Source organism: Enterococcus sp. CSURQ0835, from assembly GCF_902706605.1.
Lineage (GTDB): Bacteria > Bacillota > Bacilli > Lactobacillales > Enterococcaceae > Enterococcus_A.
Map to the genome: position 1 here is coordinate 28,066 of NZ_CACSLH010000006.1, position 11,164 is coordinate 39,229.

Annotated in this window: 12 protein-coding genes; 4 read left to right on the plus strand and 8 right to left on the minus strand. The window is 44.4% G+C overall.

Going from position 1 to position 11,164, the window contains the following annotated elements; translation table 11 throughout:
• Window position 1: 1 nt before the first annotated feature.
• Complete coding sequence (locus GVJ38_RS03945; RefSeq protein WP_159721874.1) at window positions 2-1,252, minus strand: tetratricopeptide repeat protein; 1,251 nt, start codon at window positions 1,250-1,252, stop codon at window positions 2-4.
• Entirely contained in the window at window positions 1,253-2,305 is a 1,053-nt protein-coding gene (locus GVJ38_RS03950; RefSeq protein ID WP_159721875.1) for a hypothetical protein, read from the minus strand.
• Window positions 2,306-2,598: 293 nt separating this feature from the next.
• On the opposite strand from GVJ38_RS03950, the gene GVJ38_RS03955 reads away from it, so the two are divergent.
• From GVJ38_RS03955 to GVJ38_RS03970, 4 genes are all read left to right on the plus strand, one after another.
• A complete protein-coding gene (locus tag GVJ38_RS03955) occupies window positions 2,599-2,769 on the plus strand; it encodes a hypothetical protein (RefSeq protein ID WP_159721876.1) in 171 nt (56 codons plus the stop codon).
• A gap of 223 nt (window positions 2,770-2,992) precedes the next feature.
• Window positions 2,993-3,916 carry a hypothetical protein gene (locus GVJ38_RS14145; protein WP_200849451.1) on the plus strand — a complete coding sequence of 308 codons (924 nt, stop codon included), beginning with the start codon at window positions 2,993-2,995 and terminating at the stop codon, window positions 3,914-3,916.
• A 259-nt stretch (window positions 3,917-4,175) separates the two neighbouring features.
• Window positions 4,176-5,126, plus strand: a complete 951-nt coding sequence (locus tag GVJ38_RS03965; RefSeq protein WP_159721877.1) for an Ltp family lipoprotein — start codon at window positions 4,176-4,178, stop codon at window positions 5,124-5,126.
• A 69-nt stretch (window positions 5,127-5,195) separates the two neighbouring features.
• Complete coding sequence (locus GVJ38_RS03970; protein WP_159721878.1) at window positions 5,196-6,125, plus strand: SHOCT domain-containing protein; 930 nt, start codon at window positions 5,196-5,198, stop codon at window positions 6,123-6,125.
• A gap of 189 nt (window positions 6,126-6,314) precedes the next feature.
• On the opposite strand, the gene GVJ38_RS03975 is transcribed toward GVJ38_RS03970, so the two are convergent.
• The 6 genes from GVJ38_RS03975 to der form a co-directional block, all read right to left on the minus strand.
• On the minus strand, window positions 6,315-6,674 hold the full coding sequence (locus GVJ38_RS03975) for an MmcQ/YjbR family DNA-binding protein (protein WP_159721879.1): 360 nt from the start codon (window positions 6,672-6,674) through the stop codon (window positions 6,315-6,317).
• An 81-nt stretch (window positions 6,675-6,755) separates the two neighbouring features.
• Window positions 6,756-7,031 (minus strand): HU family DNA-binding protein, encoded by a 276-nt coding sequence (locus GVJ38_RS03980; protein ID WP_159721880.1) that lies wholly within the window; start codon window positions 7,029-7,031, stop codon window positions 6,756-6,758.
• Between the two features lie 295 nt (window positions 7,032-7,326).
• Window positions 7,327-7,620, minus strand: a complete 294-nt coding sequence (locus GVJ38_RS03985) for a hypothetical protein (RefSeq protein ID WP_159721881.1) — start codon at window positions 7,618-7,620, stop codon at window positions 7,327-7,329.
• 4 nt (window positions 7,621-7,624) lie between these two features.
• Window positions 7,625-8,869 (minus strand): replicative DNA helicase, encoded by a 1,245-nt coding sequence (locus GVJ38_RS03990; protein WP_159721882.1) that lies wholly within the window; start codon window positions 8,867-8,869, stop codon window positions 7,625-7,627.
• A 1-nt stretch (window position 8,870) separates the two neighbouring features.
• Window positions 8,871-9,581 (minus strand): conserved phage C-terminal domain-containing protein, encoded by a 711-nt coding sequence (locus tag GVJ38_RS03995; protein ID WP_159721883.1) that lies wholly within the window; start codon window positions 9,579-9,581, stop codon window positions 8,871-8,873.
• Window positions 9,582-9,820: 239 nt separating this feature from the next.
• Entirely contained in the window at window positions 9,821-11,131 is a 1,311-nt protein-coding gene (gene der / locus GVJ38_RS04000; protein WP_159721884.1) for a ribosome biogenesis GTPase Der, read from the minus strand.
• Window positions 11,132-11,164: the final 33 nt, after the last annotated feature.

Consider the following 11,164-nt stretch of genomic DNA (forward strand, 5'->3'; position numbering starts at 1 on the left):
TTTAATTCAGGTCTTCTAATAGTGACAAGATTTCCAAGTCCCCCGGCTCTAAGGCTAGATACGCTGTTAAGACGTCGCGGGCTTCTGTCAGTTTGCCATCTTCTCGTAAAAATAGTCCGTACTGTTTCAAAAAATCCGGTTCATGCTGCAAACTTTCCGCCGCGGCTTTGAACGCTTTTGCGGCTTGTTCGAAGTCTTCTAATTCATTATACGCTTGCGCTAGATTCCATTCCGCGTACGGATTATCTAATTCATCCATTTGCTGGATCATGTCGATCGCCTTTTCATACTCGCCTTCATTCAAATACAAATTACTCAACGTCAAACGTGTCTCATCGGTTTTTTCCCCAACAACAAGCGCGTCTTGTAAATAGTTTTCCGCAAGCGTCCGGTCATGCAACCGATACGCTAGTTCAGAAGCTAAATGCAACAGCTCGACTTGATACGGATTTTCTTTGATCCCAGTTTCTGCGGCGGTCAACGCTTCTTCGATTCGCTCTTCGTCTTTTAACGCCGTCGCTAAATAAAAATACAACGACTGGTAATGGGGATCAAGGGCTGCCAACTCTTCAAAGTAGGTGATCGCATTTTGCGCATCATGCAGCTGATAATACGTGAACGCCAACTGGAACAAGCGATCCGCCGTTTTTTCTTCAGCTAACGCTTGTTTTAAAAACGGGATCGCTTCTTCAAAGCCACCCATCAAACTATAAGCGGTCCCGATCCGTTCATCCAGTGAGATCCCCACTAGTTCCGTGATCCCTTGTTTTTCCAGCTGACCGTATTCATCGATCGCTTCACCTAATTGGTTATTGGAAAAATGCAATTCAGCAAGCGCAAAGGTGATCATCGGCTCTTCTGGCAGCAAAGCTTTCGCTTGCAACAATTTTGCCTCACTGACTTCGGGAATCCCTAACACTTGATACAAGTCCGCTGTCACCAATAAACTTTCCGGATAATGTTCACTGTCAGCCGGGATTTTTTCCAAGTAATCAAACGCTTGGTCGATATCGTCATCTTCAATCGCGATCTCCGCTAACGGCAAATAATAAATCGCTTGGTCTGGCGCATCATGGATCAACTTCACGTAGACTTTTTTCGCTTCGGCTAAAAAGCCAAGGTTTTGCAATTGTTCAGCTAGTTCGGCCAACACATCAGCTGAATCATGCTGCAAGGCTTGATTCAACAACTGATCCGCTGATTCTAATTCTTCATTTTCTAAAGCGTGCAACATCTGTTCACTATACGTCATTTATTTCCCTCTGATCTTTTCTACTAATTGGTGGTACCTGTCAAACACCGCAGCGAGCTCACGTTCGGTGGGAACTTGCGGCAAGTCGAGCTGACCGATTTTTTTCAGCGGTCGCGGCGGCTTTTTTTGCGCGAAGGCGATCACTTGCTGCCCGTATTCAGCCGTGGAGATTTCTTGCGGCAACGCCAGCGGATAGCCTAAGTGGTACAACCATACCACAAAATTTTTGAAATTAAAATCCAGCTCACTCACTTCAGCGCTCCAAGCCAACGTGAACACTAAGCCAAACATCCGCTTCATACTATCTGACAATAAATGCCCATTGGAAGTGGCAAAAAACGCCTGCTCGAACAACTGGCCAAATGCGCGGATCTCACGACCTTGACCTTCGTAATACTGCAACAGCGGCGCGATAAAAGCGGCAAATGACTGATTCAACAACTGCTGCTGGTTAGGGTAACTGCGGTAAAGTTCCGACAAAAAATCCGGTGCCGCCACCACACCACAAGAAATCAAGGTCAACAGATCCACCAGTTTCCCATCAGTCTGCTGATCTGCCAACGTGTGATCAAACAAAATCTGCTGCGGCGCACTAGTGACTTGTAGCACCGTCTTTTGGGTCACCGGTTCGACGATCGTCGCGTCAAAGGTCAAACTTTGCGCCAGTGCCCGCAGTGACATCGGGATCAGCCACAACTGGGAATCTAATGGCGAGACATGTTGCAAAAAGGTCGCAAGCTCCATGATCCCTTCATTGCCTAAGCCGATATAAAGCGTCTTTTGCGTAGTCGAAAAACGCAACTGTGACCGCGCAAAATCCAACAGCTGGTCGAGCCGATTGCAATACCGTTCATTGGGCGTGATCAGCCAGTCTTGCGGGTTGTCTGAGGCGATCAACTGCGCAAATTTATCCGCGTAGCGATCATAATACCGCTGATTACCGCACCAGATCACATGTCGCTCATGAAAAAGCTGTTCGCGTAACATCGCGGCAAACGTCTGCCCATAAATCACCTGACTTTTTTCATTACTCTGTTGAAATTCAACTTGCATCGCGCCCACCTCGTTGGGTTTATTTTATAATAGAAGGTATGATCAAGGCAAGCTGGGGCTATGCTAGGCAGTTAGTTCGTAAAAAAAGTCCCAAATGTAATTGAAACAAAAATCCCTCCCTTTCCTGCAGTCCTTCCCACAACATTTCTTTCCACCGTCTTTCACAAAAACCAAAAGCAGATTTATTTTTGCGACTTTAACTCGAGATTTCAGTGTTAGGATAAAATTGGCGAAACAAGTTGGCAAACTGACTCGCCAAATAAATCGGCTCTTAGGAAAGGAGTGTTTTGTTCATGCAACGTTTAGACCATATCTTTTTTTGGTCGTTCCTCTGCTTAGCCATGCTTTTATTTTTAGCTGGCACGCCTTGGCAACTGGCGCTCGTGGTGCTGGCGAGCTTAGTACCTTTCGTCGGGCTCTTGCAACTAGGAAAACGCGGAACGGAAAAAATTTTGCACCATTGAAAAATGGAATGAAGCATTTGATTTTAGGTACATAGTATTTGGTTATGTAAACTTCAAAAAACGAAATAACCCTCGCCAGCCATACCGAAATTGTGGCTGGCTATTTGGCGTGGTAAAAATTCCGCACGCAAGTTCCGTCTCGCTTTTTTAAGACGCATTTGCTACACTAAATGAAAGCGCAATAATCAATTAAAACGAAATTTTTTATCTTAGGAGGCTGCTTATGAAAAAAACGATTTTATTGAGTTTAGGGGGCGCACTTTTGGGGATGAGTCTACTCGCTGCTGCCCAAGACGCCAACGCCGCGGAGATGTATCGCTTGTACAATCCGAATAGCTCGGAGCATTTTTACACCGGCAATCGCGGGGAGAGCGATCATTTGCGTAGCCTCGGTTGGCAATATGAAGGGATCGGTTGGATCGCACCAGAAGACGGCTTACCCGTCCACCGCTTGTATAACCCGAACACCGGCGACCACCACTACACCGTTGATGAAGGGGAACATGATTTTCTGATTTCCAAAGGCTGGCGCGCAGAAGGCATCAGCTGGCATTCGCAAAACGCCGGACTTCCCGTCTATCGCTTGTATAATCCGAACCAATTAGGCGCTGGTACTCACCACTACACGTTAAGTGAAGGCGAACGCGACTCGTTGATCAAACTGGGCTGGAGTTCAGAAGGCATCGGCTGGTTTGCGGAAAGTTCGCCGCAATATCCTTACGCCGTCGCTTTAAATGATTTTGTCGGTACGAAAACGTTCGCGTCAAACGGGATGAACGTGCCAAACGAGATCAAATGGGAATTTAACGCGCTACCAAGTTCAACAGAAGGTACCTTGTCCTTTATTTCTCGCGGTCCGAATGGGGCACAAAGTCAAACTGTTTATCGCGCGAATGTCCGCCAAGTAGCAACGAAAAATCTGCGGGTCTTTCCAGTGATCGGCTCTAACAATCAAACTCCCCACCAAGTTTCCGTCAACACACAGCTACAACTCGGCGAAAAAATCTCCGGTGACAGCCGTGATCTGACCGGCGATCTGTATGCTTATTACAACAATCAAGGCGGCATTTCGCTGATCACACCAAACTACGCTGGCAATGTGCCAGAAGACCAACGCGATGTGATGCTGGAATACTTACCGAACTAAAGATTGAGATAGTTGGAAAAGAGGTTTAACCCTCCCGCAAAGTTAACTTTGTGGGAGGGTTTTATTTTATGCTTTATTATTAGGTAGTAGCAAATAAAAAATCCATGTACCGTACCTATTATTGAAATCAGCCAACAACTTCGTCCAATCTCAAAATTAATAACACTTATAACAAGAGTTCTGAAAATAACAATTCCTTTCTCTTTGATATAATTAAATTGTATTAAAAAACAATTAATTTAAAAGGAGAGATCATTGTATGAGTACTGTATTAGGGTTGTTGTTTTTTGGTGGCGTATTTTGTATTTGGTATTTTGTGAAGAGAAAACCTGATAAACGTAAACGTAACATTGCAATTGCCACAGCCGGAGTAGCGTTAGTGGGAGGACTTTTATTTGGTAATGAGCCTGAGGAAAGAGCGGATACAAAGAGTATTGAATCAACTCAAAAAAGCTCGCTACCAAAAACCGGCTCTTCTTCATCAGAAAACAAAAACTCAGTTGAAGAAAGTACAATTCAAAGTAGCAGCACAAGCACTTTATCGTCAGCTGCTGAAGTTCAAGAAAGCAAAGCAAGCTCTGAATCAGCTAAAGTCGATGTCACGTTAGAAGCGCCTGCAGAAGTTGAAGCTGATCCTAATAACCAAGCGACCATCGCGGGGAAAACGACTCCAAATGCACGCGTTAGTGTAGGACTTGGTGTTATAGGCGATTCAACTACAGCAGATGGAGAAGGGAATTTTTCATTGACGCATGAATTATCTAAACAAGAAGAAGATTCTATTACCCTCTATGCGACTCTTGACGGCAGCACTGAAAGTACTAAGGTCAAAGTAAGACCAAACTCTGAAAAAGTTGCTCAACAAGAAGCTGAAAAACAGCGTGAAGCAGAAGAAGCTAGTCTTCCAGTAGAATATAGGTCAGCTTTAAATAAAGCGAAAAGTTATGCTACTTCCATGAATATGTCTAGACAACGAGTTCATGATCAATTGACTTCTGAATACGGCGAACAATTCAGTCCAGAAGCAGCTCAATATGCCATGGATAATTTGCATGGAATCGATTGGAATGCGAATGCATTAGAAAAAGCAAAAAGTTATCAAGAAATGGATATGTCACCAGATCGGATCAGAGATCAATTAACCTCTGAACACGGTGAACAATTCACGCCTGAAGAAGCCGATTATGCTATGCAACATTTGAATCAATAAAACAGCTATTGATTGCATCTCCGGCATAAGCGTGTCGGAGATAGTTAAATTTAGGAGGTAGATTATTGAATGGAACAATGTCAATTATGTGGTGATGGTCTAAAATTTTTAAATACCGTTACTTTACCTACAAAAGAAAAGATCTGTGATACTTGTAAAACGAAAGCGAAAAAGGATTTAGGTCTGGGCTTCTTTTCATCCTTTGAATACTCGCTAGATGATATTTACAGTATGTATGAAGTAAATGGAGTCGATTTAAGAGCACTGCATCAACAAAAGAAAGACTTTCTAGCTATCATAAACAGTCAACCCACTACTTTTGAAAGAAGGATCTATATTGCTGGTGGTAATAACTTGATCGCAACTTCTACCGACTCAAAAGTCTATCAGCTAGACGACGAACGTATTTATTTCAAAGATAACTATGAAGAATTTTATTATCTTATTTCACTTGAATTTGAAGGACCGCGTTTTAAAAATGTTACATCGCACTCCTCCACCGAAACCATCAATAATAAGTATACTGAAAAAGAACGAAAAAAAGGCAAAGGCGGCAAAGTTGTAGCGGGAGCAGTTCTAGGAAACTTGATGGTCCCTGGTCTAGGAGCAGCTGTTGGCGCTTATGCAGGTAGTAAAGGTAAGGATAAAAAAAAGAAAAAAGGCAGTCAAAAAATTACTAATCATGCTCAGTCGAATGTTACAACTAAAGAGGTGGAAGAAAAGTCGATTTGTTATCTGGAGTTACTTAGAATCTCTGATAACAAGCAGATCAAGATTACAATCAAAGCAGACAGCAATGATTTTCATGCCTTAGGGGGGCTTTCAATTCGCGAAAATATCCCTGCTGAAAATGTTGACTCGGGTAATCTTGAAAACAACAAAATTACTCGTTCTGAAGCAATTCAAGAGCTAAAAAATTTAAAAGAACTATTAGACCTTGGTGTTTTGACACAAGCAGAGTTTGATGAAAAACGAAAAACTTATATAGATTTTTTATAATGAATTCATCTAGTTAATAGTTCAAAGTTTTCTTACCCTTTTCTGATGAGTTTCAGTTGCGTTCGATTCGCACATGGAGAATAATTAAAATTACTAAAAGATAGTCAATCAAAAGTTTTTTACTCCATAAAAAACCGCCCAGTCCTTCAGCTCAGCGGTTTTTTTATTTGCTCTACTGACACCTTTGACTCACTTACGCGTCAATTCATAACTATCTTGCAGCAAATTAGTTAGTTGTTTGATGTCAATTGTTCCGTCCAATAAAACAGTGAGCCAATGACTTTTATTCATGTGGTAAGCTGGCAAGTACCCAGCCGATTTTTTTAAGATCGTGATGATCTCCGGATCGGCTTTCACATCCAAAATATCGATGCGACCTGTCGCGTTGATTCCCAGATTGCGTTTTTCAACGGTCATCACTAAGCCAAACCATTTGCCGGTCCCTTGATGGCGCAGTGCCACATAGTCGGGAAATTTTTTAAATGGTGAATCTACTTGGATAGCGGTCAACGTCTTTGCATAGTCAATGATCGTCTGTTTGATATTCATTTATTTTTCTGCCCCTTTTTACTTTTATAACCAACAAAAAAACCGCCCCGACCTTTCAGCCTCAGCGGTTTTAGTGAGATACTATTTAACGGCATCTTTTAATGCTTTACCTGGTTTGAACGCAGGTACTTTGCTTGCTGGGATCTCGATTTCTTCGCCAGTTTGTGGGTTGCGCCCTTTACGAGCCGCACGTTCACGTACTTCGAAGTTACCAAAACCGATCAATTGAACTTTTTCTCCGTCAGCTAATGCTTCTTGGATCGTTGAGAAAACAGCGTCAACAGCAGCAGTCGCGTCTTTTTTAGTTAAGTCAGTCGCAGTTGCAACTTTTTCGATCAATTCTGCTTTGTTTGCCATGAATGGATTCACCTCCTGGGAAATGATTGCCTCTAACCGCTGAGTGGTCCAGTGATTAGAACTAAATATTGATTTGGTCAATATTCTGTTACAACGATAGCACATGAAACCTATGATAGCAAGGTTTTTAGCGATTAAACTCGTAAAATTCATGTTCCTTTCAGCAAAGAACGATAATGTTTGTTTCTCAAAGTAAAATGTGCTAAAATGCCGGTTTCTTCCCTTTTTGTCTTTGATCTTGTCGTAGCTTTCCCGTTCATGACGGTCCTTTTTTTATTTTCTTTTGTTGTCCAGCTTACTTTTTGATCGCTTTTAAATTCGCCAAATACTCGGCCACCACGGATTCACCGTCTTCTAGAATGCGATAGCCCAGCAGCTTTTCATGGCGCGCCCAATCGATGGCTTCCCAGATGGCGGCGATCTTTCGCTCTTCGGTCAACTGGTAAGAACGCGTCTGTTGCCAATTCAAGGCAGCTAATTGATCTAAAAAATGCTGTTGTCGTTTGGCTTCGTTTAAACATACGCAGACGAGTTCGCTTTCCGTCAAATTTTCTGCAGCCATGATTTCGTGATAGTCTTGTTCATTCATTTTCTCACCCACTTTGCTCGGTAAAGGTCATAGTAGCCCCGTCAAAGTTAAAACTGCGACGAGCTAAGCCACCTTCACGATTTTTTCGAAAGATAAATTGGATCTGTCCTGGCTGGTCTTCAGTCGGATATAAAAAACCCACCACATTGGAGTCTTGTTCGATCGAACCGGATTCTCGCAAGTCGCTTAAGACCGGAATTTTTTCGGCCCGTGCTTCGATTTCTCGATTCAACTGCGACAACAAGACGATCGCGATCCCTAATTCATTGGCAAGTAATTTCAGCTGGCGAGTGATTTCTTCGATTTGTAAGCGCCGCTCCAAACGTCCGGTCTGGGGTACCGTGATCAGCCCCAAATAATCGATCACCACCAAATGCTGCGCTTGTCCGCTAGCGTTCACGTGCTGGCGGATCTCTTGGCAAATCGTCAACAGATCAAAACTGCGGTCATACACATTTAGCTCATAATCAGCTAACTGCTGCAACGCGCCTTGCACTTTTTGGATCTGGTCTGGCGTCAAACGCAACGCTGGATCACGTAATTTTTTCCCGTCGATCTGAGTCAGATGCGCCAAAAAACGTTGCAGCAATTCTTTTTTGGTCATCTCTAACGTAAAAATATCCACCGCCAAACTGGTATTTTTCGCAAGGGCAGTCAAGACGAGATTCACCGCCGCAAATGCAGTCTTGCCCACGCTCGGGCGCGCGCCGATCGTAAACAGCATTCCCGGTGACAAGCCGCCGAGCATTTGATCAAACAAGCGATAGCTTTTGATCGTCTCGACTTTTTGAACGGCAAACAGCTCTGCATGATAGCGCTGCAATGTCGCCGTCAGCTTCCCAGTCTCTCGGACGTTACTTTTTTCTTGCAGCAGCAATGAATAATCCAGCAAGGTGGCTAATGTTTTTTGCTTTGGCTTTTGGCTGTACTCGTAGCAAAGCGCCCGCAGATTTTTTTCTAAAAAACACCGCTCTAGCTGCTGGACTTTGTGGCGAAAATGTTCCGTCGTCACCAGTTCCGCTTTTAAATTTGACAGTTGGCTGGCCGTGATTTCTTCATGTCCAGCTTCGATCAAAACTCGCGCCACATCAAAAATCGAATCAAAACGCCCGTCCAACTGCTGGATCGCGTGAAAAATCCGCTGATACATCGGCTGACTGAACCAGCGAGCGTTCAGTGTGAGGACGTGAAACAAGGTCGGTTTGGCTAATAAACTGGCGATGATCTCGCGTTCGATCTGGTTTTCCATGCTACCCCTCCTGTTCACAAACGACAGCATCATCAACGAAATAAGGCACTTCCATTTGCGAGTCTTTCGGCAGGGCTTCGTTCAAATACTGATCGAACTTATTGCCAAACAATGTGGCCGGTCGCAAATATTTCTCCAGCTCCGTTCCGAGCCACTGTGCGCATTTCACATCGATCACCTGCCGGAAATCGTTTAAGTCGCAGCCTTCGTTGAACCGAGCGGCGATCAATTTCTGATTGGCTCGCACATTTTTGTACTGCCGCTTCGCTTTTTGATTCAAGTAATCGAGGATCGTTTGGTACGGCGTTTTCGTTTTGGCCTGCCCCACTGATAAAGAGTTCTTTCTGGTATTATTCGGTTTAGTATTATTAGTGCCTACATTTTGTTGGGTCGTTTTTTCTGTGCACTCATTATGATCGGACGGAAAATTAGGCAGACCGTGGTCCAAAAAATAAGTATTGGTACTAAACTTTGTCCGCTTCACTTCATGACGGATTACCAAGATCTGTCGCTCGATCAACTGCCGCCGATGCCGCAATAAACGACTTTCACTCATCCCCAATTCGCGCGCCATCCGTACAAGAGACGGATACGCTTGATTTGTTTTGCCGGCATACGCACTCAAATAAGCATAGATCGCTTTGGCTTCTGCCGTTAAGTTGGGATCGCTCATGATCGCGTGGGCGACGATCCCATACCCGATATTTTTCATCGCTGACACTCCTTCGTTTTTAACATTCCCCACTCCTTGGCCAAAAAAGCGGTGATTGCTTTTGGCTTACATAGATATAAACGAAAGAAAAGTCAAAAAACCAACCTCAACCCAGAAAAAAGATTTATTTTTTTCTTCCCCCATAAACTGGCAAAATAAAAAATCGCGTTTGCTGAATACTTTGACACAACCCGTAACCCCAAAAAAAGACCTCCTGCTGGACAGGAAGTCTTTCCACTTTATTTGCGGCGGCGCGCGATCACGCGGATCGGTGTGCCTTCAAAACCAAATGCTTTGCGGATCTGATTTTCTAAAAAGCGCGCGTATGAAAAATGCATCAGCTCTTCTTCGTTGACGAAAATAATAAAGGTCGGCGGTTTGACCGCCACTTGAGTCGCATAAAAAATCTTCAAGCGTTTGCCTTTGTCGGTCGGCGTCGGATTGATCGCCACCGCATCCATGATCACATCATTTAAGACCGATGAAGTGATCCGCAAGTTTTGATTCATGCTGACATCTTCGATCATCGCCGGCAATTTGTTCAAGCGCTGTTTCGTTTCCGCTGAAACAAAAATGATCGGCGCGTAATCCAAATATTGGAAATTATCGCGAATATCTTGTTCGAACTCTTTCATCGTGTTGGTATCTTTTTTCACCAAGTCCCACTTGTTGACGACGATCACGATCCCGCGCCCGGCCTCATGGGCGTACCCGGCGATTTTTTTGTCTTGCTCGCGAATGCCTTCTTCACCATTCAACACGACTAAGACGACATCAGAACGATCGATCGCCCGCATCGCCCGCATCACACTGTATTTCTCCGTATTCTCGTAGACTTTGCCTCGCTTGCGCATCCCAGCAGTGTCGATCATGGTGAACTCTTGTCCGTTTTCTGCGGTGAAATGCGTGTCTACTGCATCGCGGGTCGTCCCTTCGATATCAGAGACGATCACCCGGTCCTCGCCTAAGATCGCATTGATCAGAGAAGACTTGCCGACGTTTGGCCGACCGATCAAGCTGAACTTGATGGTGTCGTCTTCTTCCTCAGCGTCTTCTGTAGGAAAATGTTTCACTGCTTCATCGAGCACATCTCCCAGTCCGATCCCATGACTACCTGATACTGGGAACGGTTCCCCCAGGCCCAACGCGTAAAATTCATAGATCTCACTGCGCATCTCGGGATTGTCGACTTTATTCACCACTAAGATCACCGGTTTTTTACTGCGGTATAAAATTTTTGCCACCGCTTCATCGGCATCGGTCACGCCTTCACGACCGCTAGTCACCAGTAAAATCACATCCGCTTCTTCAATTGCGATCTGTGCTTGTTGTTTGATCTGTTCCATGAACGGTTCATCGCCGATATCGATCCCACCAGTATCAATGATCGAAAACTCGTGATCAAGCCAGTCACCTCGTGCGTAGATCCGGTCGCGCGTCACGCCGGGGGTATCTTCGACAATCGAAATCCGTTCGCCGGCGATCCGGTTAAATAACGTAGACTTTCCGACATTTGGCCGGCCGACGATCGCGATAGTTGGATTTGCCATAATTTTTGCTCCTTTACGTTAAGCTACGCTAAA

What these genes read in the sequence shown, in the direction of transcription:
- der (WP_159721884.1), bottom strand. Translation starts at nt 11,131, where the DNA reads ATGGCAAATCCAACTATCGCGATCGTCGGCCGGCCAAATGTCGGAAAG.
- GVJ38_RS03980 (WP_159721880.1), bottom strand. Translation starts at nt 7,031, where the DNA reads ATGGCAAACAAAGCAGAATTGATCGAAAAAGTTGCAACTGCGACTGAC.
- GVJ38_RS03945 (WP_159721874.1), bottom strand. Translation starts at nt 1,252, where the DNA reads ATGACGTATAGTGAACAGATGTTGCACGCTTTAGAAAATGAAGAATTA.
- GVJ38_RS03975 (WP_159721879.1), bottom strand. Translation starts at nt 6,674, where the DNA reads ATGAATATCAAACAGACGATCATTGACTATGCAAAGACGTTGACCGCT.
- GVJ38_RS03955 (WP_159721876.1), top strand. Translation starts at nt 2,599, where the DNA reads ATGCAACGTTTAGACCATATCTTTTTTTGGTCGTTCCTCTGCTTAGCC.
- GVJ38_RS03990 (WP_159721882.1), bottom strand. Translation starts at nt 8,869, where the DNA reads ATGGAAAACCAGATCGAACGCGAGATCATCGCCAGTTTATTAGCCAAA.
- GVJ38_RS03995 (WP_159721883.1), bottom strand. Translation starts at nt 9,581, where the DNA reads ATGAAAAATATCGGGTATGGGATCGTCGCCCACGCGATCATGAGCGAT.
- GVJ38_RS03970 (WP_159721878.1), top strand. Translation starts at nt 5,196, where the DNA reads ATGGAACAATGTCAATTATGTGGTGATGGTCTAAAATTTTTAAATACC.
- GVJ38_RS03985 (WP_159721881.1), bottom strand. Translation starts at nt 7,620, where the DNA reads ATGAATGAACAAGACTATCACGAAATCATGGCTGCAGAAAATTTGACG.
- GVJ38_RS14145 (WP_200849451.1), top strand. Translation starts at nt 2,993, where the DNA reads ATGAAAAAAACGATTTTATTGAGTTTAGGGGGCGCACTTTTGGGGATG.
- GVJ38_RS03965 (WP_159721877.1), top strand. Translation starts at nt 4,176, where the DNA reads ATGAGTACTGTATTAGGGTTGTTGTTTTTTGGTGGCGTATTTTGTATT.
- GVJ38_RS03950 (WP_159721875.1), bottom strand. Translation starts at nt 2,305, where the DNA reads ATGCAAGTTGAATTTCAACAGAGTAATGAAAAAAGTCAGGTGATTTAT.